The organism is Rhodovulum sp. 12E13 (genome assembly GCF_003340565.1).
Taxonomy (GTDB): Bacteria; Pseudomonadota; Alphaproteobacteria; order Rhodobacterales; family Rhodobacteraceae; genus HLUCCA09.
This window is the reverse complement of sequence record NZ_QPLK01000027.1, coordinates 1-22,872: the sequence shown is the minus strand read 5'-3', so window position 1 is coordinate 22,872 and position 22,872 is coordinate 1. Positions and strand designations below refer to the sequence as shown.

Genomic DNA, 22,872 nt, shown 5'->3' with positions numbered 1-22,872 from the left:
CCTCCCCTGCGCAGCTCTCTTCCCTGCGACCATGGCTCGCTCAGGCTGAACGGACGATTAAGGCCCGCGCCCCGGCGCCCCGCTCGTGACCGGAGCGTCAGGCGTGAACAAAGCCGCCGCGCCGTTCGTTGACGGGCGATGTTCTCCGATCTCTCGACGCCCATCCTGCTCGCTATCTTCACCGCGGCCGCCCTTGCCGTGTTCGTCGGCGGCACCCGGATGACCGGCATGGCCGACAGGCTGGCCGACCGCACCGGCCTCGGCGAGGCGCTTGTGGGCGGTGTGCTTCTCGGTGCCGCCACCTCGCTCTCGGGCACGCTCGTCTCTCTGACGGCGGCGATGGAGGGGCGCGCCTCGCTCGCCTTCTCCAACGGCATCGGCGGGATCGCCGCGCAGACCGCCTTTCTCGCGGCGGCCGACCTGCTGCACCGAAAGGCCAATCTGGAGCACGCGGCGGCCGACCTCGCCAACGTCTTCCAGGCGACGGTGCTGATGCTGCTGCTGGCCATCCCGCTGCTCGCGTGGACGACGCCCGAGGTCGCCTTTTTCGCCGTGCATCCCGCCTCGCTCGCCATCGTGGCGATCTACGCGCTCGGCGTCTTCGCTACCCGCAAGGTGCGGCAGGAGCCGATGTGGGAGCCGGTCGACACCTCGGACACCGAACCCGACGAACCCGACGAGCCCGAGGCGAGGGACAGCTCGACCGTCGCGCTGGCGGGCCGCTTCTTCCTGCTGATGCTGGCCATGGGCACGGCAGGCTGGGCGATCGCTCGCACCGCCGGTGTCCTGACCGACCGCTTCGAGCTGTCCGCTTCGGTCGTCGGAGCGGTCGGCACGGCGGTCGTGACCTCGCTGCCGGAGCTTGTCACCACGCTCGCGGCCGTGCGGCGCGGCGCGTTGCAGCTCGCCATCGGCGGGATCATCGGCGGCAACACCTTCGACACGCTGTTCCTGACGCTCTCGGATCTCGGCTATCGCGAGGGGTCGCTCTACCATGCCGTCGGCCCGTCCGACATCTTCTGGCTGGTCGCCGGCCTCATCATGACGGCGATCATGACAATCGGCCAGCTCTACCGCCAGCGGCACGGGCCGGCGGGCATCGGGGTCGAGAGCTTCGCCATCCTCGGCGTCTACGCCCTCGCCATCCTGACCCAGACCGTGCTGGCGCGATGAGCGATCCTCACGTCTGCGCCTGCGCGGCCATCTCGCGCGGATCGTGCATGCCCTCCTTCACTCCCAGCGCGACCAGCGCCACGTTGACCGGCCAGGCCGCGAGCAGACCGAGGCTCAGCGAGACGACGAGCGACGACCAGAACAGCACGTCGCCCAGGCCCGCCCCGCCCGCGAGCCAGAGATCGACGCCGATCGCCACCACCTCCATGACGACGATCGAGGCCGTCTCGCTGGTGATCCCGTCGCGCAGGGCGGTGCCGAACGGCACCCCGTCCTGCATCAGCGGGCCGACGGTGAGCGCAAGGCCGAAGGTGAAGGCGAAGGCGAACGTCAGCAGCGCCGTGGCCCAGGTCGCCAGCGCGAGCAGGCCGACGGCGATCAAAAGACCCACGATCTCGCCCATGCCGCAGCCCGAGTAGCAATGCGCCGTCGAGCGCCAGCCGCGCCGCCAGATCGAGTCGGTCGCGATCTGCTTGCGCCCCGTCGTCCAGTAGATGGCGAGGCCGATGGGCCCCGAATAGAAGACGGTCAGGCCCCACACGACCTTCATCAGTCGGCCGATCTCGGGGTTGGCCTGGGCGAGATCGCGCACCAGAAGGCCGATGCAGAGGAGCGACAGCACGAGCCAGCCCGCGAGGAACGCCGGCTGCGAGATGACGGCGACGACAGCGTCACGCATGGCAAGACCCTTTCGCGGTTGCGGCTCGCGGCGTCATCGCGTCCACGGCCGCGGTTGTTCCCGCAGCCCCGTCGCAAACCCCGTAGCGAAGCCCGTCGCGCAGCCCCGCGAGAGGATGCCCTTGCGCGACCGGTTGCGCCCCTGTCGTGGTGCAAGCCTTTGCGGCGAGCCGGCGTCGCCTCGATCTGCGCCCAGGCGGAACCATGTGAACGGCACCGTGCCGCCCGGCACGGTGCCGATGAAGGCCGGCAGGACAGAGCCGTTGGTCGCGTCCAGACCCGTGAGGTCGTCGACCATGACGCGCTCCCACGCCTGGATTGGCTACTCTCCATGGTCAGCCCGGCCAGGAGGAGCGGTGAACCGCAGGACGACCTGCGGCCTCGGGGAGATCAAAAGAAGCCGACGGTGCGCCGCAGGCACCCTTCTGCAGGATCTCCGCCCGGCGCTCGGCGCGTCGTGCGCGCCCGCCGATGGCGCGACCGGCGCCTGATCGGTATCGTGGGCGGTATTGCAGGATGTCTGCGGGACCCCCGGTGCAAGACACGCCTTCCAGACCTGTGGCCGCGGTGCTGGCCGACCTCGAGCGGGCAGGCGGCTGGCGTCGCTTCATGCGTGACGCCTCGGACGCGCCGGATATCGCTGCGCTCGACCCTTCCCCGGAAGAGATCGGCGCCTTCCCGCAGGCCGTTCTCGGCGCGGCGTTCTACAAGGCCAAGATGGGCGACCCTGGCGGCGCGCGGCGCCTGCTCCAGAGCGTCGACGCCACCTTTGGGCCGGAGGCGGAGTGCGGCGCCGATCTGCTGAGCGACAGGCTGCTCGTCGAGGCCCATGTGGCCGTCTACGAGGACAAGGCGTTCCGCGCGGCCGATGCGTTCAACCTGCGACGTGTGCTGCGCTGGTGGGCGTGATCCGCGGCATCGACCCGAGCCTGGAAGAAGCGGCGCGCTCGCTCGGGGCCTCGCGGCGGCGGGCCTTCTTCCGCGTCACGCTGCCGATGTCGCTGCCGGGCATCCTGTCGGGCTCGCTTCTCGTCTTCGCGCTGTCGATCTCGTCCTACATCGTGCCGGCGCTGATGGGCGGCTTCCGCGTGGGCGTGCTGCCGATCCACATCTTCCAGCAGGTGGCCGAGGGCGCTCGCTTCCAGTTCGGGGCGACCATCGCGGTGATCCTGTTCCTGCTCTCCGCGGGCGCGGTGGCGATCTACCTGCGCGTCGGCGCCCGCGCCTCGGGAGGCCGGGCGTGACCGAGCGCGCGATCCCCTGGCCGATGATGGCGCTGGCGGTCGTCGGCTTCGCCTACATGCTGCTGCCGATCTTCGTGGTGGTGCTGGCGGGGCTGACGGCGGGCGAGTTCCTCACCTTCCCGCCCGAGGGCCTCTCCCTGCGCTGGGTCGCCGCCTTCCTGCAATCGGAGAAGTACCTTTCGGCTTTCTTCTTCTCGTTCCGGCTGGCGCTGATGACGATGGTGGTGGCCACCATCCTCGGCACGGCGGCCGCACTGTTCCTCGCCCGGTCCGACGTGGTGGGCAAGGCGGCGCTGCGCGCCTTCTTCCTGTCGCCCGTCGTGCTGCCGGGTGTCGTGGTCGGCTTCGCGCTCTTCGCCTTCTTCATCTACTCGGGGATGGGGCTGTCGCGCACCATCTGGGGCCTGTGGATCGGCCACATCCTCTACTCGACGCCCTACGTGATCGGCACCGTGGGCGCGGCGCTCGCGGCCTACGACGACTCGCTGGAGGAAGCCGCGCGCTCGCTCGGCGCCTCGCCGTGGCGGGCCTTCCGCAAGGTGACGCTGCCCAACATCAGCCAGGGCATCCAGGCCGGCTCGATCTTCGCCTTCATCGTCAGCTTCGGGCAGTTCGAGGTGTCGCTGTTCCTCTCGGCGCCCAATGCCGAGCCGCTGCCGATCGCGATGTACAATTCGCTGCGCTACCAGTTCGACCCCTCGGCCGCCGCCGCCGGCATCTTCGCCATCACGCTGGTGATCGCCTCGGTCCTGCTGACCAACCGCCTCGTCAACATCCGCCGCCTGCTGGAGCGCCAGCAGGGCCAATAACCCACCGACAGGGAGACCGACCCATGACACGCAAGCTCATCACCCCCACGCGGCGCACGCTGCTCAAGGGCGGCGCGGCCGCCGCGCTCTCGGCGCCGTTCATCAACCACGCCTGGGCGCAGGACGTCACCTATGACGGCGAGGTGTTCGACGCCGGCGGCGCGACACTCAACATCGGCGAATGGGGCGGCGGCTGGGAAGAGTTCGTGCGCGCCGCGCTGGTCGACCAGTTCGAGGAAGACTTCAACTGCACCGTCAACTGGGACAGCTCGTTCCCCTGGTTCCCCAAGTTCGTCACGCAGGGGCCGCAGGACCCCGTCTTCGACATCTGCAACTGGAACCTGCCGAACCTGACCCAGACCAAGCAGGCGGGCGACTACTTCCTGACTACCGACGAGGTGCGCGAGAACGTGCCCAACGCCGCCAATTGCTGGGAGTTCGCCTTCGCCTCGGGCACCGGCATCACCTGGGCCTACATGCCCTATGTCTACGCCTACCGCACCGATATCGAGGGCGGCCCCGTCGACAGCTTCCGCGCCTTCTGGGAGGAGCGGTTCGCCGGCAAGCGCGGCACCTACGGCACCGAGAACGGGCTGATGCACGCCTTCTTCATGGCCACGGCCCGCGAGTTCGGCGAAGATCAGTACGACATGCAGGCCGCCTTCGCCGCGCTGGAAGAGGCGATGCCGATGAAGGTGTCGGAGTTCACCTTCAACATGCTCTCGCTGATCGAGCGGGGCGAGGTGGACATCGCCGTGCATATCGAGGGCGAGGCGCTGTCGCTGCAGCGCAAGGGCGTGCCGATGGATGTCTGGCTGTGGGACAGCCGGCCGATCCTGACCCAGACCAAGACGATCAGCCGCTATGCCGACCCGATGCAGAAGCGCCTCGCCTTCGCGCTGATGAACCGGACGCTGAGCCCCGAATTCCTCAACGCCTTCGGCGACGAGTTCCTGTGGCGGCCGACCAACTCCGAGGCGCGCATCACGCAGGTGCTCGCCGAGGCGGGGGTGGAGAACACGCCCGAGGCGGTCGAGGCGTTCTGGGTGCCCGACTGGGATTTCTTCGTCGAGAACAAGCTCGAGATCACCGACCGGCTCAACCGGATCTTCGGCCTTTGACGCCTGAGGCGGGCCGGTGTGCCGGCCCGCCGCCCCCAAGGGAGGGTGCCCCATGTCCTTCGTCGAATTCCGCGGCGTGACCAAGAGCTTCGGGCGTACACCGGCCGTCGAGCAGCTCGACGTCGGCATCGCGCAAGGCGAGTTCTTCTCGCTGCTGGGCCCGTCGGGCTGCGGCAAGTCCACCACGCTGCGGATGCTCGCGGGCTTCCTCGCGCCCACCACCGGCTCGATCCACGTGCACGGGCGCGACATCACCCACTTGCCGCCCGAGAAGCGCGACATCGGCATCGTCTTCCAGAACTACGCGATCTTTCCGCACATGAACGTGTTCGACAACATCGCCTTCGGGCTGGTCGAGCGGGGCGAGGATGCCGCCACGATCCGCCGCAAGGTGGGCGCCGCGCTCGAGCAGGTGGGCCTTGCGGGCTACGACGAGCGCTTCGAGCGTGAGCTCTCCGGCGGGCAGAAGCAGCGCGTGGCGCTCGCGCGCGTGCTGGTGATCGAGCCCGAGATCCTGCTGCTCGACGAGCCGCTCTCGGCGCTCGACAAGAAGATGCGCGAAGAGATGAAGTTCTGGATCAAGAACATCCAGCACGCCATCGGCATTACCACGATCTACGTCACCCACGACCAGTCCGAGGCGCTGACCATGTCGGACAGGATCGCGGTGATGGAGAAGGGCCGCGTGTTGCAGATCGGCTCGCCGGTGGAAATCTACGAACAGCCCGCCTCGCGCTTCATCGCCGAGTTCATCGGCGAGTCGAACCTGCTGCCCGCGCGGCTGGCCCGGGCGGACGGCACGAGCGGCGCGGTGGAGGTGGCCGGCGCGCAGGTGCCCGCCCGCCTCGCGCAGCCCGGCCTGGCTGCGGGCGCCGAGGTCGCCTTCCTGATCCGGCCCGAGCAGATCCGGCTGGAGCCGTGGAGCGCCGAGGAGGCGCCGATGCTCACGGGCAAGGTGGCCGACGAGACCTATCAGGGCGCGCTGCGCCGCTACCGGATCGACGCGGCGGGGCAGCACCTGACGGTCGAGGTGCCCAACCGGCCCGAGCTCGCGCAGCTGCCGCCCGGAGCGGACGTGCAGCTATACTGGCGGCCCGAGAGCGGGCTCGCGCTCGCCTGAGCGAGCGCAGGACGGGGAAACGACATGAAGATCGGCGTGGATGTGGGCGGCACCAACACCGACGCGGTGATCGTCGGGCCGCAGGGCGTGGCGGGCTGGAACAAGACGCCCACGACGCGCGACGTGACCGCGGGCATCGTCGCCGCCATCCGCGCGGCAATGGCGGAGGCCGGCATCGGGCCGGCGGCCGTCGACGGCGTGATGATCGGCACCACGCAGTTCACCAACGCGGTGATCGAGCGCCGGTCGCTGCTGCCCGTGGGCGTCCTGCGGCTCGCCCTGCCGGCCACTTCCGCCGTGCCGCCGCTGACCGACTGGCCGGAGGATCTGGTCGCCGCGGTCGGGCGCAACGTGGCGCTCGTCGGCGGCGGCTACGAGTTCGACGGACGGCCCATCGCGCCGCTGGACGAGAGTGCGGTGGCCGAGGCCGCCCGCGGCTGGGCGCGGGCTGGGCTCAAGGCGGCCGCCGTCACCTCGGTCTTCTCGCCGATGAACGGCGCGATGGAGGCGCGGGCGGCCGAGATCGTCCGTCAGGAGGTGCCCGACATGGCAATCTCGCTCTCCTCCGAGCTGGGCCAGTTCGGCCTGCTCCCGCGCGAGAACTCCACCATCATCAACGCGGCGCTGTCGGACCTCGCCGTGCGCGTTGTCGCCGCCTTCCGCGCCGCGCTGCATGATCTCGGCCTCGATGTGCCGCTGTTCATCTCGCAGAACGACGGCACGTTGATGCGGGTGGAGGATGTCGAGCGCTATCCCGTCCTCACCTTCGCCTCCGGCCCCACCAACTCGATGCGCGGCGCCGTGCACCTCGCCGGGATCGAGGACGCGATGGTCGTCGATATCGGCGGCACGACCTCCGACATCGGGATGCTGCGCAAGGGCTTCCCCCGCCAGTCGACGCATTTCGTCGACGTCGGCGGGGTCAAGACCAACTTCCGCATGCCCGACGTGCTGGCCGTCGGCCTCGGCGGCGGCTCGATCGTGCGTGACGAGGGCCGCCGGATCGGGCCGGATTCGGTGGGCTACGAACTGACCGAGAGGGCGCTCTGCTTCGGCGGCGACACGCTGACGGCCACCGACATCGCCGTGGCAGGCGGCTGGGCCGAGGTAGGCGACCGGGCGCTGGTGACGGATGTGCCGGCCGCCACCGTCGCCGCCGCCCGCGCCGAGATGCGCCGGATCGTGGAGCACAACGTCGAACGGATGAAGACCGAGGCGCGCGACCTGCCGCTCCTGGTCGTCGGCGGCGGCGCGATCCTCGTCGACTGGGAGGTGGCGACCGCCTCCGAGGTCGTCCGCCCGCCCCATTCGGGCGTGGCCAACGCGGTGGGCGCCGCCATCGCGCAGGTCGCCGGCGAGGTGGAGCGCGTCGTCGCCATCACCGAGGCCAACCGCACGGCCGTGCTCGACGACGCCAAGCAGGAGGCCTGTGGCAACGCGATCCGCGCCGGGGCCACCGAGGGCTCGGTCGAGGTGATCGAGGTCGAGCAGGTGCCGATCAGCTACCTGCCCGGCAACCCCTCGCGCCTGCGCGTCAAGGCCGTCGGCAACCTGCCCATCTGAGGAGCACCCATGGATCTGCAGCTTTCCGACGTCGACGACCTCTGCACCGGCGCGGCCTTTCTCGGCGCGGGCGGGGGCGGCGACCCGCATATCGGCGGGTTGATGGTCAAGGGCCAGCTCCGCGCGGGCCGCCGGATCGAGATCGTCGACCCCGACGAGTTGCCCGACGACGCGCTGGTGATGCCCACCGCGATGATGGGCGCCCCGACCGTGCTGCTGGAGAAGATCCCCTCGGGTGATGAGCCGATCCGGGCGCTGCGCTGCGTCGAGGAGGCGCTGGGGCGCAGAGCGACCGCCACGATGCCCACCGAGGTGGGCGGCATCAACTCGACCATCCCGCTCTATGTCGGCGCTCGGCTCGGCCTGCCGGTGGTCGACGCCGACGGGCAGGGCCGCGCCTTTCCCGAGTTGCAGATGGAGACCTTCGCCATCGAGGGGGTGGCCTGCACGCCCATGGGCATCGCCGACAAGAAGGGCGACCATGCCACGATCCGCACCGACGACCCCCACCGGATGGAGTGGATCGCCCGTGGCATCACGATCCGCTGCGGGGGCGTCGCCTACTTCTCGAACTATCCGATGTCGGGTGCCGAGGTGCGCCGCGCCTCGGTCAAGCACACGCTGACGCTTGCCCGGCGGATCGGACAGATCATCCGCACCGCGCGCAGCCGCCGGCAGGACCCGTTCGAGGAGCTGGAAGCGTTCATCGCCACGACGAGCTACGGCGCGGCCCGGCGGATCTTCTCGGGCAAGGTGGTGGATCTCGACCGGCAGACGCTGGAGGGCTTCACCCGCGGCGCCGTCACCATCGCGCCGGACCGCGGCCAGGACAGGCCCTGCGTCATCACCTTCCAGAACGAGAACCTCGTGGCGCGTGCCGGCGACGACCTGCTGGCGCTGGTGCCCGACATCATCACCGTGCTCGACGCCGAGACGGCCGTGCCGATCACCAACGAGACGCTGCGCTACGGTCAGCGGGTGATGGTGATGGCGGTGCGGGTGCCCGAGATCATGCGCAGCCCCGCCGCGCTCCGCCAGTTCGGCCCGACCGCCTTCGGGCTGGACGAGATCTATCGCCCTCTGTCGATCTGACCCTCGGCGCCCGCGCCATGGGCCTGTCCGCCGTCGACGCCTGCAGGGTGGGCATCGGCCCGTCCTCGGCGCACACGAGGGCGCCGACAGTCGCGGCGGGGCGCATTCCGGACGTCGTGCGCGCGGGGCCGCTTCCGGCCGCGGGGCCTGCGGGCGCGACTCGACGGGGCGCTCGGCCTGGCTGCGGATCCCGGCGAGCGGGAGAGGTCGAACAGACGATGCCCTGCGCGCCGCGGGGGAGCCGTCGCCTGCAGCCCTCGACCAGGGCGATCGGAGAGCCCGCCTGGCATCACCGGTGCCGAGGGCTGGCCCGGGGTTCTCCCGATGAGCGATCTGTCGGCGCGAGAGAAGGGAGCTTTCCCGAGAAGCCTTGGCGCCCACGGCGACATCTCCGCGGGCGCTCGGCCCTCACATGCACCCATCGGACGCCATGGCACCAATCCTGTTGGTGCTGTGCCCGCCGGTTTTCGTCCACCTCATGACAGAGACTGTCGGTCGGAACGGCGCTGGTGTGCGGCCGGAGCCGTGGGCGATCAGCCGGTCAGGTAGCTCTTCAATGTGTTCCTGATGATCGCCGCTTCATCCGGGTCACCCTTCATCAGCGCCTTGAAGTAACTCTTGCGCTGCGAGGCGGTGATGGTCGGCGGCAGCGCCGGCATCGCCGGGTCCGTCAGGCAGTCGATCACAACCGGCCTGTCGGCGGCGAAGGCCGCATCCCAGGCTGGGGCCACCTCCTCGGGCGTCTCGACCCGAATGCCCTTCAGGCCCAACGACTCCGCATAGGCCGCGTAGTCGAATGCGGGCACGGTTTGCGTCTCCTCCAGCTTCGGCGCGCCGCCCATGGCGCGCATCTCCCAGGTGACCTGGTTCAGATCCTCGTTGTTCAGCACCGCGATGACGCAGCGCGGGTCTTCCCAGCCTCGCCAGTACTGCGCGACGGTGATGAGCGCCGCATTGCCCAGCATCTGCATTGCCCCGTCCCCCACGAAGGCGACCGCCACGCGGTCGGGATGCGTGACCTTCGCCGCGGTGACATAGGGCACCCCGGGACACATCGTGGCCAGCGTGCCCGAGAGCGAGCCCATCATCCCCTCGCGCATCCGGATGGCGCGGGCATACCAGTTTGCCGCCGTCCCGCTGTCTGCCGCCACGATCGCGCGGTCGGGCAGCCGGGAAGAGCATTCCCAGAACAGCAACTGCGGGTTGACGGGATCGGCCGACAGGTGCGCGCGCTTCTCCATGCCTTGCCACCATTCGGCGACGTTCTTCTCGATCCTCTCGCGCCAGTCGCTCCTGTCCTTGTCGTCGAGGAAGGGCAGAAGGGCCGCGAGGGTGTCCGCGGCATCGCCGGTGAGGTTGACCTCCATCGGGTAACGGATCGAGAGCATGCCCGGGTCGATGTCGATCTGGATGCCCCGGGCGCTGCCCTCCTCCGGCAGGAACTCGGCATAGGGAAAGCCCGACCCGACCATCAGGAAGGCATCGCACTCCATCATCAGGTCGTAGGACGGGCTGGTGCCGAGCAGGCCCATCTGCCCGGTGACGTAGGGCAGGTCGTCGGGCAGCGCCGCCTTTCCCAGCAGCGCCTTGCACACCCCCGCCCCAAGCCTTTCGGCCACGGCGCGGACCTCGGCGCCCGCGCCGAGCGCCCCGGCGCCGATCATGACGGCCGGCCGCTCGGCGGCATTCAATATCTCCGCTGCCTCGCGCAGATCGTCGTCTGCCGGCACGACACGGGGTTCTCCGGCATGGCCGACCCCCGAATGGACGGTACCGTGTTCGTGGGGCGGCGCCTCCACCGCCGGTTCGCTGCCGACGTCGTCGGGCAAGATGATCGCCGTCACGCACCGCCTTGCCTTGGCGATGCGCAGGGCTCGATCCACGAGATGCCGCATCTGTTCGGGGGCGTGGCAGTACTGGACATAATTGTGCGCGACATCCTTGAACAGCGAAAGCAGATCGACCTCCTGCTGGTAGGACCCGCCCATCGCTGCACGATCCTGCTGGCCGACGATGGCCACGACCGGCTGGTGATCCGACTTGGCGTCGTAGAGGCCGTTCAGCAGGTGGATCGCGCCGGGTCCGGACGTCGCCAGGCAGACGCCCGGCTCACCTGTCCATTTGGCATGGGCGCAGGCCATGAACGCCGATTCCTCCTCGTGGCGCGACTGGACGAAGGTGAAGCGGTCGATCGCCTTGCCAAGCGCCTTGAGCGTCGAATTGATCCCGTCGCCCGGGAACCCGTAAATGTTCCGAACGCCCCACTCGGCGAGGCGCTCCAGCATGAAGTCTGACGTGGTCTTCGCCATCTCCTCCCCCGCCTGGATTCCGCGCGCGTCAGATCGAAAAACCACTCGAAGACGCAATCGTTCCTCGCGGGAGTCCGCAGCCCGTGCCGGGGTCGGCCGCGTAGCGTTTCACGACGGCCTCCCCGGTCATCGTTGCGACGCAGTTGACTCCGAACAACGTCCAGGCTGCCGAGTTTGCAGGCCGAAAGGGCGGATCAGGTAGTCTGGAACGGCAGGGTTTGCCTCGTTTCCGCGATGATCTCCTCGGCGCGACACTTGACGCCACCCGCAGGGATGGAACGGCCCCGGCGACGTCGTCGCGCCGCCGGGGGTGTCGCCGGCATCGCCCTGCTGCGGACGCGCCGTCCCGCCCTCACGCGGTCAGAGCGTGGGCAGCTCGGGCAGTTCCTGGCCGAAATATTCCAGCGACAGCTCGTTGAGCTGGCCGCCGAGCTTCTTGTGCAGGATGAAGACGTTGACCCACTGGAGCAGGTCGGTGTTGCCCTTCTTCACGCCGATGAAGCACGGCGAGTCGTTGAGGATGAACTTGGTCTGGAGCCCGAGATCGGGATTGTCCTCGGACAGCTGCGCGGCGACCGTGTTGCCCGTCACCAGCACGTCGACCTGCCCCGAAAGGTAGGCCGAGAGCGTGGCAGCGTTGTCGCCGAAGCGGATGATCTCGGTGCCCTCGGGCGCGATCTCGGTCAGTTCCAGGTCCTCCAGCGTGCCGCCGGTGAGGCCGACCGTCATGCCCGAGAGGTCCTCCACGGCCGCGATCTCGATGTCCGGGGCGGCGAAGGCGCCGGAATAGAACGGTGCGTAGGCCGAGGAGAACATGATCGACTTGGCGCGCTCGGGGTTGGCGCCCATCGACGAGATCACGAGGTCGACCCGGTCGGTCTCGAGGTAGGGGATGCGCTGGCTGGAGGTCACGGGCACCAGTTCCAGCTCCACGCCCAGGTCTTCGGCGATCATCTCGGCCACGGCCACGTCGTAGCCCACGTATTCGCCCTCGGGCCCGAGCGAGCCGAAGGGCGGGAAGTTCTCTGGTACGGCGATCTGGATGACGCCCTCCTCGAGGATGTCGGACAGTTCCGCCTGTGCCGGGGCCCCGAAGGCGACGACGGCGGCCGTGATCAGGCTAGCGAGTTTCTTCATGGGGATTCTCCTTCTGCTGGGTGAGAGGGTGTTCTGCCGGGCAGGGGTCAGGCGACCGCGGCCTTGGGCGCGCCGCCCACGCTGCCGAGGCGCGCCTCGAGGCGCAGCGCCAGCCGCGACAGGGGAAAGCACAGCGCGAAGTAGATCAGCGCCATGATCGGGTAGACGACGAAGGGTTCCGTCCCCTCGACTGGGGCATTGGCCCAGCGCTTGCCGATCGCCATGATGTCGTGAAAGCCGATGATGTAGGCCAGCGACGTGCCCTTGATGATCTGAACCATGAAGCCCACCGTCGGCGCCAGCGCCACGCGCACCACCTGCGGCAGTACCACCAGCCGCAGGGTGGGCCCGAAGCGCAGTCCGAGGGCGCGCGCGCCTTCCCACTGGCCCGGCGGGATCGTCTCGACCGCGCCGCGCCAGACATCGGCCAGGTAAGCCGAGGTGTAGAGCATCAGCGCGACCGAGGCGGCGACCCACGGGTCGACATCGGCGCCGAGAAGCCGCGGCACGCCGAGGCCGAAGATGAACAGCAGCATCAGCAGCGGCGCGGACTGGAACGCCCAGATGTAACCGGTGGCGACGCGAGGCGCCCATCGGTTCGGCAGGATGCGCAGCAGCGTGATGCAGGCCGCCACGCTGCCGCCGAGGGCGAAGGCGATGAGCGACAGGTAGATGGTGAACTGCGCCGCCTCGACCAGCTGGAAGAGCATGATGCCCTCGGGCCGGCCGAACGCGGCTATGAACGCCTCTCTCATCGCGCGGCCACCGCCGGAAACAGGCGGCGATGCACCAGCGCCAGCGCCGTCTTGAAGGCAAGCGACATGGCCACGTAGATCGCCGTGAGCGTCAGGAAGACCTCGAACGAGCGGAAGGTGCGGCTGTCGATGAACATGCCCGCCTGTGTCAGGTCGCGCACGCCGATCTCGGCGATGATGCCCGTGGTCAGGAAAAGGAAGATGAACTGGCTCGACAGCGATGGGAACATGCGCTGCACTGCCTGCGGCAGCACGATCTTGCGGAAGATCACGAAGGGACGGATACCCAGCGCCCGCGCCGCCTCGTATTGCCCCTGTGCGACGGTGGTGAAGCCGGCCCGCAGGATCTCCGAGAAGTAGGCCGAGAAGTTGAGGGTGAGCGCCAGAAGGGCGTGCCCCCAGAACGGCCAGGAATAACCCAGCAGTTGCGGCAGCCCGAAGGCGACGAAGAAAAGCTGCACGATCAGCGGCGTGTTGCGGATGAACTCGACATAGGCTGCGGCGAGGTGGCCGAGTACGGGGACGGCGTGGAACCGCGCCGTCGCCAGCAGCGTGGCGAGCGCGAGCCCCATCAGCCCGGCCGCGACGGTCAGTGCCGCGCTCATCGCCGCGCCCTCGGCCAGCAGGGCGAGGTAGTCGGGATTGCGGTAGATCTCGAAAAAGCGCAGCTCCATGGCGCTGGAAGGCGCGCTGAACCTGCGAGATGTTCAAGCAGCGGCGGGCCCTGTTGCACGGCTCTTCGTCCCGCTGCCTGCTTTTCGGCTCCATGCTCGGGCGCCTGCCCAATCATTGGGCGCCCGGCTGTCGGCGCGACTGGCCTTGCCCGGGACGGTGGCGCCTGCCGGACCGGCGGATAGGGTCGCGCCAACCCGAGTCGACAGAAGGAAGACAGCATGAGCGATGCCGAGCTCCAGACCATCCCCGCGGGCCATGGCCGCGCCGTCCGCCTGCCGGCGGGCGCGGCGATCGAGATCGTCAACGTCACCGGCACGCAGGTGATCGACACCTGGGCCTTCCTGGAGGGCACGGGCGACGGCTACATGTCGCTACCCCATACGCGCGTCGAGACGGGGCGGATGGTACCCCGCCCCGGCGAGGCCTTCCTCACCAACCGGCGGGAGGAGATCCTGCGGATGGAGGAGGACACCTCGCCCGGCATCCACGACACGATCATGGCCGCCTGCGACGCCGCCCGCTACGAACGGCTCGGATGCGCCGGCTACCACCGCAATTGCGCCGACAACATGAACGAGGCGCTGGCGGATCTCGGGCTGCCTGCCCGCGAATGCCCCCAGCCGCTCAATCTGTTCATGAACATCCCCGTCCATCCGGACCGGTCGCTGGAGCAGGGCGCGCCGGTCGGCCATCCAGGCGAGTTCGTGCGGCTGCGGGCTCTGCGCGACTGTGTCGTGGTCATGTCGGCCTGCCCGCAGGACATCACGCCGATCAACGGCGCCGACCGCGCGCCGCAGGACGGACACTACCGCGTCGTGCCCGCCGACTAAGCGGAGGCCCGGCACCGCGCGCCGAAAGCCCACGCGCCGAAAGCCCGGGCGCCACGCCGGTGGCGCTCGCCCGCGCTGGCATCGGCCCGGAGCGGAGGCTGTCTTGCGTGACGAACCATGGTCTGCCTCCTCAGGCGTGCGCCGGCGGGATGCCGGCGCTTCAAGGGAGGCGCGTCAGGGCGGCATCGCGTCGACAGGCGCGACTGAATGGCCGGAGTCCCCGTCGGGCAGGCGCCGGGCACCTGCCCGCCAGAGAGGGGCCGGAACGGACTCGGCACAGCCGGCGATCTCGAAGGTCGGCTCGGTGCGGTGCAGGTCGGTGGCATGGATCTCATCCGGGTTCGGCGGCCGGCTCTCGGTTGCCGGAGTCAAGCTGTCCACGCCGGCGTTCGCACCGGCTCGGACCCGACATTGGCCGGGCGGCAGAAAGACGAAGCCCCGGATCGAAGAAAATTTCCCGAGCTGCGCGCCCGAACGAGGCACATCGCAGCGAGAAGACGATTGCTCGCTCCATTCCCTTGCAGCCCGCACGGCTCTGCCCATCGTGCGTTGAGGCACGGACGGCGAGGCCCCGGCCGGATACTACGAGCCGGCCACCGCCTTTGGCGTCGACCTTGCGCGCGACTTCGCCGGCGCCCGTCGCTCGGTTTTCAGACATCGCGCGCCAAGGATCGCCGCCGCGCTCTGGGTCGCGCTGACCGCCGCGTCTTCGCCCAGGCGCTCACGGGGCATCCGCTGATCCGGCCCTGAGCTGTGCCCGGCGCGTGTTCCCGTTGAGCGGGCGGGGACCGGCACCGCCCAGGCAGGCTGCCCCGCCACGACCAGACGTGCCGGTGCCACGCTGTCGCACACCCGCTTGCGCCCTATGGCGAGCGCCGAGACGACTCTGTAACACGATCATGACGAAACGGCGCTGCGAGTGGGGGCCATGGCGAAGAACGTGCTGATCGCGGAAACGGACGAGACGGGCGGCGTGGCCTGGGTCTGGCGCTACGCCGCACACGACCGCCAGCCACGGCCCGTCGCACCGGGGCGGCCTTGCGGCATCGACCCGCATGCCGCCGACATCCACGGCGCCGAGCGTGGCGCGGTGGTGGCATGGCTTCGTGCGCGTGACTGCTTGCCGCTGTCTGTGTCCGACGCCCTCGAGACCGTGCAGAGCAGGTCGGGGCTGGGCGTTGGCGGCGGCACTATTTGTTGAGGCCGCCCCCGGTCGGGGACTGCCTTCGGGGGGCAACGGCCGCGATCCCCCTGACGGACTGCGGGCCCCGCCGCTTTGCTCTAACCGCTCCGCTTCCGGCGGCGTCACACCCCTGTCGCCGACCTCCGCTCTCCGGATTGTCCCGGTGACGGAAGGAGAGCGGGTTTCGGCATTCGGGGTGTGATGTGGATCGGCCTTGAAGGGTGACACCTTTCAGTCTCGGTCCAAGCCTTGGAAAACGCGCAATGCGCTCCGTTCAAGGGATCACGATCGGCGCCGATACCGATTGTGCGATTGCGACGAAAATGCCGCGTCTTCAACTTCTTGGGGCCAGGTGAGGTGGGGCGCCAGTTCATATCCGATGCAAAGTCTGGTGTCAATGTCGGCCGAAAATCCCGCCACGAGGGCGGCCGAGGCGCGGGGCGGCGCGCGCGGGGGCGCTCAATGCGGCTTGATGGCCACCTTCAGCACGCCGTCGCGCTGGTTCGCGAACAGGTCGTAGGCTTCGACGATGTCGTCGAGCTTGCGCTCGTGGGTGACCATCGCGTTCAGGTCCACCCGGCCGCTGGCGATCACCGACATCAGCCGACGCATCCGCTCCTTCCCGCCGGGACAGAGGGAGGTGACGATGGTGTTGTCGCCCAGCCCTGCGTGGAATCCCGACAGGGGAATGGTGATGTCGCCCGAATAGACCCCGAGGCTGGACAGGGTGCCCCCTGGCCGCAGGACGTGGAGGCAGTTCTCGAACGTCTGTTGCAGCCCGAGCGCCTCGATCGCGACGTCGACGCCGCGCCCGTCGGTCAGCTCCATGATCCGGTCGACCGGGTTGCCGTCGTTGATGTCGACGACGTCGTCGGCCCCCATCTTTCTTGCGAAGTCGAGGCGCTGCCTGTTGCCGTCCACGGCGATGATCCGCGTCGCGCCCATGAGCTTCGCGCCGGCGGTCGCGCACAGCCCGATCGGGCCCTGGGCGAAGATGGCCACCGTGTCGCCGATCCGGATCCTGCCGGATTCCGCCCCGGCGAAGCCGGTCGACATGATGTCGGGGCACATCAGAACCTGCTCGTCGGTCAGGTCGTCCGGCACCGGGGCGAGGTTCGCCTCGGCGTCGGGGACGAGCAGATACTCGGCCTGGCAGCCGTCGATCGTGTTGCCGAAGCGCCAGCCGCCCATCGGCTTGAACCCGTGCGCCGTGCCCGCGCCGTCCTGACTGTGCTGGCCGCACAGGCAGGCGTTGGACACCCCCGAGGGCGTGATCGCGCCGGCGATGACGCGCTGGCCCTCGGCATAGCCCTCGACCGCCGAACCCAGCTTCTCGATGATGCCCACCGGCTCGTGCCCGACCGTCAGGCCGGCCGCCACCGGGTATTCCGCCTTGAGGATATGGACGTCTGTGCCGCAGATCGTCGTGGTCGTCACCCGGATCAGCGCATCCTTCGGGCCCACGTCCGGGATCTTCTTCTCGTCGAGCTCGATACGGTCCTTCTCGACGAACACGGCAGCCTTCATCATCGCCATGGCACGGCCCTCCCGGTCTGTGCACCGGCCCCTCCCGGCCTGGTGTCCTTGCCGAAGAGCGTGCCGCCGGGCCCGCGATCTAGCAAGCATTTTCGGCGGGCGTGGACAAGGTGACCAGAAAGACCGCCATTCCGGTCATGACCCTTCTGCTGACGCGCTCCGGGTTGATCGGGTTCGAGGCGACGAGGCGGGCGACGACACGTCATCGCCACGTCGGCCCGCCGGGGATTTCGCCTCGTCGCCGCGGACAGCGTGTCGGAGGAGGGCGTCGGGCAACCTGCGCTCGCGGTGATGCCTTTCGAGCTGCTCGGCGACGATCCCTTGCGGCGCCGCCTCGCCCGCGGCCTCGCAGATCGGCTGGCGGCCACGCTCGGCCAAGCGAACATTGGAAAGCCGTCGTACCTACCTGGTCCGCCGCGCTGCAGCACCGAGGCATCGAGCCTTCACCGAAGACATGGTCGTTCGCGTTTTCTTTGGTCATCCCTGTAGGGCGGTGCCTGACGAGGCTCAGTGCATGTGGCCGGCGTGGCTGTGACGCGTCGCGTTCGACGCCTCGATCTGTGCGGTGGCGCGAATTTCCAGCCCGTCGTTGAAGGCGAACGTGACAGGCAGACCGTCGCCTTCTTCCAGCGCCGCGTCGAGGCCGGTCAGGCGCAGAGCGAGGCCTTCCGGAGCGAGGCTCATCTCGGTTCCCGGCGCGATTGGCACCTCGGGGAGCGGCTCGTAGGTGGGCGTTCCGTCGACGAGGCGAAAGCCCACGACCTCGGCCGCGGCGGCATGGGGAGAGCCGCCGCCGATCAGGCTGCGGGTGTTGTCGCCGCTGTTCTCGATCTCGACGAAGATCAGAGTCTCGTCTCCGTCGGTCGCACGGCTCCAGGCGTGGACGAGGCGAAGCCCGCCCGCCTCGGCGAGATGGGCGTCGTCACCGTGGGCGTGATCGTCTTCGGCGTGCTCCTCGTCATGGGCGTGCGCCTCGTCGTGCGCATGCTCTTCGGCGTGGGCCTCGTCCTCGTGCGTGTGGTCCTCGTGCGCCAGAACGGGTGCGGCGGTCGCAAGAAGGATCATTGTAACAAGGCTCGTGGGGCGGGGACTCGGCATAGATGTTCTCCTGTCTGTTATCCACGCAGGTCGCGGATCACCGGTCGGTTCATGGTGAGAAAGGCTGGCAGGAGCGCGAGAACGGCCGTCAGGCTCACGAAGCCGGCGACAAGGTGCAACTCGGGCCAGGCCAGCCTGGCCGAGACGAGCACGTCGGTGCGCGCGGTGATGATCGACGAGATCGCCCGCGTGGCGGCGACCCCGAGCAGCAATCCCAGCGCCGCGCCCGTCGAGATCAGCGTCACCGCAAAGCTCCACGTCAGGGCGAAGATGAAGCGGCGCGGCGCGCCGAGCGCGCGCAGGAGCGCGAGCCGCTTGGCCAGCAGGCGCGTCAGCATCATCAGGCCCGCCAGCACGCCGGCCGTGACGAGCACCTGCGTGATCACGGCGAGGACCGACATGGCCTGCCGGATGTCACCCATCAGCGCGTGCAGGCGGGCGAGCACGGTGCCGGGGAAGAAGGCCATCGTCGTCTCGGTGCTGAACTCGGCCTGCAGGCCGTAATTGGCGGCGAGCGAGTCGGCCCGGACGAGAGCGGCGGGCGTGCCGGGGAAGTAGGCGGGCGCGAAGGGCGGGCCGATCTCGCCGTCCCATCCCGGGCCGTGGCCGTTGGCCAGGCCGTGGACCGACCAGACCGACTCGATCGGCACCATCAGCGCCCGGTCCCAGGGCGAGCCGGTCAGCGGCATGCGGCCGACCACCTCGTATTCGAGATCACCGTGGGCGCCGTGCTCCGCCGCATCGCCGATGCCGTGGGCCGGCGAGAAGGCGTCGCCGACCCCGAGAGGCACGCGGGCGCCGGCCACGGCTTCGTATTCGGCGGCGAAATGGCGGCCCTCGGCCAGCCCCTCGGAGAGGTACGCCACGAACTCCGCCGTGGTGCCGACCACGGGAGCGTCCCGCCAGCTGTCGCCGAAGCCGAGGGGGGCGACAATCTCCACGCGCTCGTGGCTGGCGATGCGGTCGTAGGTCTCGCCGTCGAGCAGCGGCAGATCGGAGGGCTGGAGGTAGACGGCGGCGAGCATCGCCGTGATCTCCGAGCCCGGCGCGGCGACCACCAGCTCGAACTTGTCGGCCGCCGGCGCGGTGCCCTGCCTCAACCCCCGCTCCTGCGCGATCAGGCCGGCGCCGAGGCCCACCGAGATGGCGATAAGCGCCACGAACACGACCGAGACCCAGACCTGACGGCGCAACAGCGCGCTCAGCAGCGGGCCGATGGCGAAGCCCCGCAAGACCAGCGCGCCGAGGAGGAATGCGGGCGCCAGCAGCGCGAGGAACAGCAGCAGGTCGGCCAGCCAGACCGGAAGAGCCGCCCAGCCATCGAGAAACGCGTCAGGCATGGGCGGCCCCTGGTGCTCCCTGTGCCGTGTCGGCGGCCAGCCGCCCGTCGGCGATGTCGAGCACGCGGTCGGCGCGTGCGTGCACGGCGGGGTCGTGGCTGACGGTGATCAGCGTGCGCCCCTCGTGCCGGGCGAGCGCCACGAGGTCGTCGGCCAGCCGGTCGGCATTGGCGCGGTCGAGGCTGGCGGTGGGCTCGTCGGCGAGGATCACGTCGGGGTCGGCGGCCAGCGCGCGCGCCACGGCGATGCGCTGCCGCTCGCCGCCGGAGTAGCTGTCGGAGCGGCGCGCCGCGCTTCGGTCGAGGCCCAGCCGCGACAGCTGTTCGGCGGCGCGCGCGCGGATCGCGGCGCGCTCGGTCGCGGCGGTGTAGAGCGCGGCGAGCGCGGCGTTGCCGGGCGCGGAGAGCTCCTCGAACAGCAGGTGCTCCTGGAACACGAAGCCCACCGTCCGACGGCGAAAGGCGGCGCGCGCCGGCTCGCCGAGGGGCGCGATGTCTTCGTCGTCCCAGAGGATGCGGCCGGCCGCGGGCGATACGAGCCCGGCCAGGGCGTAGAGCAGCGTGGTCTTGCCGGCGCCGGAGGGGCCGCGCACCGCGACCGCGCTGCCCGCGGCAATCTGGAGCCGTGGAACGTAAAGAATGCGCCGCCCTCCCTCTCCGGTCACTTCGAGGTCGCGCAAGGTCAGGCTGCGACCGCGGGGTGTGGTCATGCGTAGTCGAACTGGGCGTTGGCCAACCGCACGAGGCTGACGAAGCCCGTCTCGGGGTCACGGTAGCCGCCCAGCTCGAGTTCACCGCGCACGACGATCTTTCGGTTGAACGGCACGACGCGATACTTGCGGCGCGTATAGATGGCGAGGATGTCCTCGGGCCATTCGGCCTCGGTCTCGCAGAACGGGCAGACCGACATCGGCATCTTGGTGAGCACAAAGAAGGTCGAATCCGCCTGCAGCGGCGGGGCCATGAAGCCCTCGACCGTGATCCTCTCGCCCTCGCTGTCGCGGGCGAACTCGGAGAACTCGTTGTCGCCCGCGTAGAGCTCGCGCAGCTTGATCGCCTCGTCGCCCTGCGCGCGCAGGAGGGCGGGGGCCGCGATGAAGCCGGCTGCGAGGGCGAGCGCCCGGCGTCTTGTGGTCTGCATCGTCATGGGTCCCTTCGTAGCGGTCGGATGTGACAGGGGTGATACGCCGTCCGGCGCAGCCGCCCTTGATCTGGGACAGGCGAGGGGGCCGCGGAACGGCCCCCTCGCAGGATCATGATGTCGCGTCGATCACTCGGCCGTCATGGCGTGGTGCATCACGTGGAAGATCACGTTCTGCTCGATCGTGCCGTCGTAGAGGTGCGAGAACGGCCCCTTGGCGTAGACGGCCACATCCTCGCCCGAATGGGTTTCCGACGACAGCGGCACGAGCGCCTGCTGGACGTAGTCGATGTCCTGCGCCTCTTCGTTGGTCACGTCGGGACGGGCGCCGAAATACTCGCCGCCGGGCTGCTCGATGAGGACCGAGGAGGCGCCATTGAGGTAGCCGATCACGGTGTACGGCTTGCCGTCATTCGCGAGGATCGGCTCGCCGGTATGCTCGATGCCGGCATTGTCCGCCTGCATGCACAAGCCGAGAACCGGGGAGCCGCGGGCGCAATAGCCGTTCATCGCGATGGCGTGCTCGTGGTCGGCGGTGACGACGATGAGCGTCTCCTCGTCGTCGGTCATCTCATCGGCCATCGCCACCGCTTCGGCGAAGGCGGCGCCGTCGCGCACCATGCGCGCGGCGTTGGTGGCGTGGTTGGCGTGGTCGACGCGGCCCGCCTCCACCATCAGCACGAACCCGTTCTCGTTCTGCGACAGGTGCTCGATCGCCGCCGCCGTCATCTCGGCGAGCGACGGCTCGTCTTCGCGGTCGGCCTCGTACTGCATGTGGCTCGACTCGAACAAGCCGAGGATCGGCGTCTCGCCGTCGAGCGGCGCGGCCGCGAATGTCTCCATGTTCCAGGCGTAGTAGGCGCCGGCCTCCTGTGCCTCCTCGATGAGATTGCGGCCATCGGCGCGGCGGCCGCCGGTGCCTTCCTCCACCTCGACGCCCTCGGGCACGAAATGACGGCGTCCGCCACCCATGGCGATGTCGATCAGCCCGCCTGTCATCGCCTCGAGCAGCTGGCTGGCGATGTCGGTCTGCTCGGTGCAGCCTTCGGGCACGCTGTCCTCGAAGTTGCGGTCAACGGTCTTGGCATACATCGACGCAGGCGTGGCGTGGGTGATCCGCGCCGTCGAGATCGCGCCGACAGACTTGCCCATCCCGTCGGCGATTTCGGAGATCGCCGTCACGGTGTTGCCGGGCAGCGTCGAGCAGTCGCCGCGCACGACGTTGGAGTTCACGCCGACGACGCCGATGTTGGTCTTCACGCCGGCCATCATCGCCGTGCCGGTGCCGGCGGAGTCCGGCGTCTGCGAGTTGACGTTGTAGGTCTTGACCAGCGCGAGGTTCGGATAATTCTCGAAGTGGATGACGTGGTCGTCGCCGAGGCCGCCTGCCTGCTGCCCCATGAACAGACGCGTGACGTAGTTCGAGCCGACGCCGTTGCCGTCCGAGATCATCAGGATCACGTTCCTGGCGGTGTTGGTGTTCTGCGTCTTGGCGAGTTCGGCCTGAACCCGCTCCTGACCGGCCGTGAACCATTCGTTATCGGCCTGAGCCACGTCCTGTGCCATGGCGGTGGTGCCGGCGAGGAGTGCGGCGATCCCGAGCGACAGCGTGCGCATAGAAGGTCTCCCGTGTGGTTGCATTATGGCAATCGCCGAGCGCCCGCCCGGGCGGCGCTACGCCTTTGGGGTGACAGCTGCATGACACTCGGGAGAATAATGAAAATTCAAAATGTTATCACATATTATGTTTGTCCTGCTCATTGGCGGTGAATTGAACTACCTGTCACATCCCGCGTGGCGGTGTCAGCAAACCGTGTTGGTTCGCCCTTTGTTCTTGTCCGTCAGTAGAGTAGGATCGGCGGCTTCTGAGCCTGCCGGAGACCTGCCATGCCCCGCTTCAATCCGACCGAGTTCGGCCGCTTGCTGGCCCGTCTGACACCGCAGGAGCTGCGGCAGGTCGAGGGGATGGTGGCAGAGGCGCGGGAGCGGGCCGAAGCGGTGCTCGAGATCGACGCCCGCGCCGAGGTGGGGGGAGCGGCGGCCGCTTGCCCGCGCTGCGGTGGCGGCGA

Annotated in this window: 23 protein-coding genes; 11 read left to right on the top strand and 12 right to left on the bottom strand. The window is 69.2% G+C overall.

Annotated elements, in window-relative coordinates:
• Positions 1-138: 138 nt before the first annotated feature.
• Complete coding sequence (locus DLJ49_RS17760) at positions 139-1,173, top strand: sodium:calcium antiporter (protein WP_115394889.1); 1,035 nt, start codon at positions 139-141, stop codon at positions 1,171-1,173.
• 7 nt (positions 1,174-1,180) lie between these two features.
• Here the strand turns inward: DLJ49_RS17760 and DLJ49_RS17755 are convergent, their stop codons facing one another.
• The gene (locus DLJ49_RS17755) at positions 1,181-1,852 is read right to left on the bottom strand and encodes a DUF4396 domain-containing protein (RefSeq protein ID WP_115394888.1); all 672 of its coding nucleotides are present in this window, start codon (positions 1,850-1,852) and stop codon (positions 1,181-1,183) included.
• Positions 1,853-1,885: 33 nt separating this feature from the next.
• Complete coding sequence (locus DLJ49_RS17750; protein WP_115394887.1) at positions 1,886-2,149, bottom strand: hypothetical protein; 264 nt, start codon at positions 2,147-2,149, stop codon at positions 1,886-1,888.
• Positions 2,150-2,409: 260 nt separating this feature from the next.
• On the opposite strand from DLJ49_RS17750, the gene DLJ49_RS22190 reads away from it, so the two are divergent.
• Genes DLJ49_RS22190 through DLJ49_RS17720 form a run of 7 tightly spaced genes read left to right on the top strand, consistent with a single transcriptional unit; the run spans position 2,410 to position 8,800 of the window.
• The gene (locus tag DLJ49_RS22190; protein WP_233489190.1) at positions 2,410-2,760 is read left to right on the top strand and encodes a hypothetical protein; all 351 of its coding nucleotides are present in this window, start codon (positions 2,410-2,412) and stop codon (positions 2,758-2,760) included.
• Positions 2,757-3,095, top strand: a complete 339-nt coding sequence (locus DLJ49_RS17745) for an ABC transporter permease (protein ID WP_199533413.1) — start codon at positions 2,757-2,759, stop codon at positions 3,093-3,095. Before DLJ49_RS22190 ends, DLJ49_RS17745 begins: the two co-directional genes overlap by 4 nt.
• Positions 3,092-3,904, top strand: a complete 813-nt coding sequence (locus DLJ49_RS17740; RefSeq protein WP_199533412.1) for an ABC transporter permease — start codon at positions 3,092-3,094, stop codon at positions 3,902-3,904. The genes DLJ49_RS17745 and DLJ49_RS17740 overlap by 4 nt, the downstream gene beginning before the upstream one ends.
• A gap of 23 nt (positions 3,905-3,927) precedes the next feature.
• A complete protein-coding gene (locus tag DLJ49_RS17735; RefSeq protein ID WP_115394885.1) occupies positions 3,928-5,025 on the top strand; it encodes an extracellular solute-binding protein in 1,098 nt (365 codons plus the stop codon).
• A 52-nt stretch (positions 5,026-5,077) separates the two neighbouring features.
• Positions 5,078-6,145: an ABC transporter ATP-binding protein gene (locus DLJ49_RS17730; protein ID WP_115394884.1), complete on the top strand. Its 1,068-nt coding sequence runs from the start codon at positions 5,078-5,080 to the stop codon at positions 6,143-6,145.
• Positions 6,146-6,169: 24 nt separating this feature from the next.
• A complete protein-coding gene (locus DLJ49_RS17725; RefSeq protein ID WP_115394883.1) occupies positions 6,170-7,708 on the top strand; it encodes a hydantoinase/oxoprolinase N-terminal domain-containing protein in 1,539 nt (512 codons plus the stop codon).
• 9 nt (positions 7,709-7,717) lie between these two features.
• Entirely contained in the window at positions 7,718-8,800 is a 1,083-nt protein-coding gene (locus DLJ49_RS17720) for a DUF917 domain-containing protein (RefSeq protein ID WP_115394882.1), read from the top strand.
• Positions 8,801-9,333: 533 nt separating this feature from the next.
• On the opposite strand, the gene DLJ49_RS17715 is transcribed toward DLJ49_RS17720, so the two are convergent.
• From DLJ49_RS17715 to DLJ49_RS17700, 4 genes are all read right to left on the bottom strand, one after another.
• Entirely contained in the window at positions 9,334-11,109 is a 1,776-nt protein-coding gene (locus tag DLJ49_RS17715; protein WP_115394881.1) for a thiamine pyrophosphate-requiring protein, read from the bottom strand.
• 360 nt (positions 11,110-11,469) lie between these two features.
• Positions 11,470-12,246, bottom strand: coding sequence for a transporter substrate-binding domain-containing protein (locus DLJ49_RS17710; RefSeq protein WP_115394880.1), 777 nt, complete (start codon positions 12,244-12,246; stop codon positions 11,470-11,472).
• A 47-nt stretch (positions 12,247-12,293) separates the two neighbouring features.
• Entirely contained in the window at positions 12,294-13,001 is a 708-nt protein-coding gene (locus DLJ49_RS17705) for an amino acid ABC transporter permease (RefSeq protein ID WP_199533411.1), read from the bottom strand.
• The gene (locus DLJ49_RS17700; RefSeq protein ID WP_115394879.1) at positions 12,998-13,675 is read right to left on the bottom strand and encodes an amino acid ABC transporter permease; all 678 of its coding nucleotides are present in this window, start codon (positions 13,673-13,675) and stop codon (positions 12,998-13,000) included. Before DLJ49_RS17700 ends, DLJ49_RS17705 begins: the two co-directional genes overlap by 4 nt.
• Before the next feature lie 219 nt (positions 13,676-13,894).
• Between DLJ49_RS17700 and DLJ49_RS17695 the strand changes: the two genes are divergently transcribed.
• Both DLJ49_RS17695 and DLJ49_RS21865 read left to right on the top strand, forming a co-directional pair.
• Positions 13,895-14,506: a DUF1989 domain-containing protein gene (locus DLJ49_RS17695; RefSeq protein WP_115394878.1), complete on the top strand. Its 612-nt coding sequence runs from the start codon at positions 13,895-13,897 to the stop codon at positions 14,504-14,506.
• Between the two features lie 928 nt (positions 14,507-15,434).
• Positions 15,435-15,707 carry a hypothetical protein gene (locus DLJ49_RS21865; protein ID WP_158547501.1) on the top strand — a complete coding sequence of 91 codons (273 nt, stop codon included), beginning with the start codon at positions 15,435-15,437 and terminating at the stop codon, positions 15,705-15,707.
• Between the two features lie 441 nt (positions 15,708-16,148).
• On the opposite strand, the gene DLJ49_RS17685 is transcribed toward DLJ49_RS21865, so the two are convergent.
• The 6 genes from DLJ49_RS17685 to DLJ49_RS17660 all read right to left on the bottom strand — a co-directional run bounded on the left by DLJ49_RS17685 (position 16,149) and on the right by DLJ49_RS17660 (position 22,420).
• Positions 16,149-17,225 (bottom strand): NAD(P)-dependent alcohol dehydrogenase, encoded by a 1,077-nt coding sequence (locus DLJ49_RS17685; RefSeq protein ID WP_115394876.1) that lies wholly within the window; start codon positions 17,223-17,225, stop codon positions 16,149-16,151.
• A gap of 507 nt (positions 17,226-17,732) precedes the next feature.
• Positions 17,733-18,290 (bottom strand): copper chaperone PCu(A)C, encoded by a 558-nt coding sequence (locus DLJ49_RS17680; protein ID WP_115394875.1) that lies wholly within the window; start codon positions 18,288-18,290, stop codon positions 17,733-17,735.
• Positions 18,291-18,340: 50 nt separating this feature from the next.
• Complete coding sequence (locus DLJ49_RS17675) at positions 18,341-19,663, bottom strand: ABC transporter permease family protein (protein WP_115394874.1); 1,323 nt, start codon at positions 19,661-19,663, stop codon at positions 18,341-18,343.
• Positions 19,656-20,372, bottom strand: a complete 717-nt coding sequence (locus DLJ49_RS17670) for an ABC transporter ATP-binding protein (protein ID WP_115394873.1) — start codon at positions 20,370-20,372, stop codon at positions 19,656-19,658. The genes DLJ49_RS17675 and DLJ49_RS17670 overlap by 8 nt, the downstream gene beginning before the upstream one ends.
• Positions 20,369-20,809, bottom strand: coding sequence for a hypothetical protein (locus DLJ49_RS17665; RefSeq protein WP_369932699.1), 441 nt, complete (start codon positions 20,807-20,809; stop codon positions 20,369-20,371). Before DLJ49_RS17665 ends, DLJ49_RS17670 begins: the two co-directional genes overlap by 4 nt.
• A gap of 123 nt (positions 20,810-20,932) precedes the next feature.
• Complete coding sequence (locus DLJ49_RS17660; protein ID WP_199533410.1) at positions 20,933-22,420, bottom strand: alkaline phosphatase; 1,488 nt, start codon at positions 22,418-22,420, stop codon at positions 20,933-20,935.
• A 270-nt stretch (positions 22,421-22,690) separates the two neighbouring features.
• Between DLJ49_RS17660 and DLJ49_RS17655 the strand changes: the two genes are divergently transcribed.
• On the top strand, positions 22,691-22,872 hold a 182-nt coding region (locus DLJ49_RS17655), incomplete at its 3' end, for a hypothetical protein (protein WP_369932696.1).

Excerpts from the sequence above, each read along its gene's own strand:
- DLJ49_RS17760 (WP_115394889.1), top strand. The coding sequence starts at position 139 with ATGTTCTCCGATCTCTCGACGCCCATCCTGCTCGCTATCTTCACCGCG.
- DLJ49_RS17750 (WP_115394887.1), bottom strand. The coding sequence starts at position 2,149 with ATGGTCGACGACCTCACGGGTCTGGACGCGACCAACGGCTCTGTCCTG.
- DLJ49_RS17695 (WP_115394878.1), top strand. The coding sequence starts at position 13,895 with ATGAGCGATGCCGAGCTCCAGACCATCCCCGCGGGCCATGGCCGCGCC.
- DLJ49_RS17665 (WP_369932699.1), bottom strand. The coding sequence starts at position 20,809 with ATGACGATGCAGACCACAAGACGCCGGGCGCTCGCCCTCGCAGCCGGC.
- DLJ49_RS17725 (WP_115394883.1), top strand. The coding sequence starts at position 6,170 with ATGAAGATCGGCGTGGATGTGGGCGGCACCAACACCGACGCGGTGATC.
- DLJ49_RS17660 (WP_199533410.1), bottom strand. The coding sequence starts at position 22,420 with ATGCGCACGCTGTCGCTCGGGATCGCCGCACTCCTCGCCGGCACCACC.
- DLJ49_RS17735 (WP_115394885.1), top strand. The coding sequence starts at position 3,928 with ATGACACGCAAGCTCATCACCCCCACGCGGCGCACGCTGCTCAAGGGC.
- DLJ49_RS17675 (WP_115394874.1), bottom strand. The coding sequence starts at position 19,663 with ATGCCTGACGCGTTTCTCGATGGCTGGGCGGCTCTTCCGGTCTGGCTG.
- DLJ49_RS17710 (WP_115394880.1), bottom strand. The coding sequence starts at position 12,246 with ATGAAGAAACTCGCTAGCCTGATCACGGCCGCCGTCGTCGCCTTCGGG.
- DLJ49_RS17715 (WP_115394881.1), bottom strand. The coding sequence starts at position 11,109 with ATGGCGAAGACCACGTCAGACTTCATGCTGGAGCGCCTCGCCGAGTGG.
- DLJ49_RS17685 (WP_115394876.1), bottom strand. The coding sequence starts at position 17,225 with ATGGCGATGATGAAGGCTGCCGTGTTCGTCGAGAAGGACCGTATCGAG.
- DLJ49_RS17755 (WP_115394888.1), bottom strand. The coding sequence starts at position 1,852 with ATGCGTGACGCTGTCGTCGCCGTCATCTCGCAGCCGGCGTTCCTCGCG.
- DLJ49_RS17680 (WP_115394875.1), bottom strand. The coding sequence starts at position 18,290 with ATGATCCTTCTTGCGACCGCCGCACCCGTTCTGGCGCACGAGGACCAC.
- DLJ49_RS17730 (WP_115394884.1), top strand. The coding sequence starts at position 5,078 with ATGTCCTTCGTCGAATTCCGCGGCGTGACCAAGAGCTTCGGGCGTACA.
- DLJ49_RS17670 (WP_115394873.1), bottom strand. The coding sequence starts at position 20,372 with ATGACCACACCCCGCGGTCGCAGCCTGACCTTGCGCGACCTCGAAGTG.
- DLJ49_RS17705 (WP_199533411.1), bottom strand. The coding sequence starts at position 13,001 with ATGAGAGAGGCGTTCATAGCCGCGTTCGGCCGGCCCGAGGGCATCATG.
- DLJ49_RS17720 (WP_115394882.1), top strand. The coding sequence starts at position 7,718 with ATGGATCTGCAGCTTTCCGACGTCGACGACCTCTGCACCGGCGCGGCC.
- DLJ49_RS21865 (WP_158547501.1), top strand. The coding sequence starts at position 15,435 with ATGGCGAAGAACGTGCTGATCGCGGAAACGGACGAGACGGGCGGCGTG.
- DLJ49_RS17700 (WP_115394879.1), bottom strand. The coding sequence starts at position 13,675 with ATGGAGCTGCGCTTTTTCGAGATCTACCGCAATCCCGACTACCTCGCC.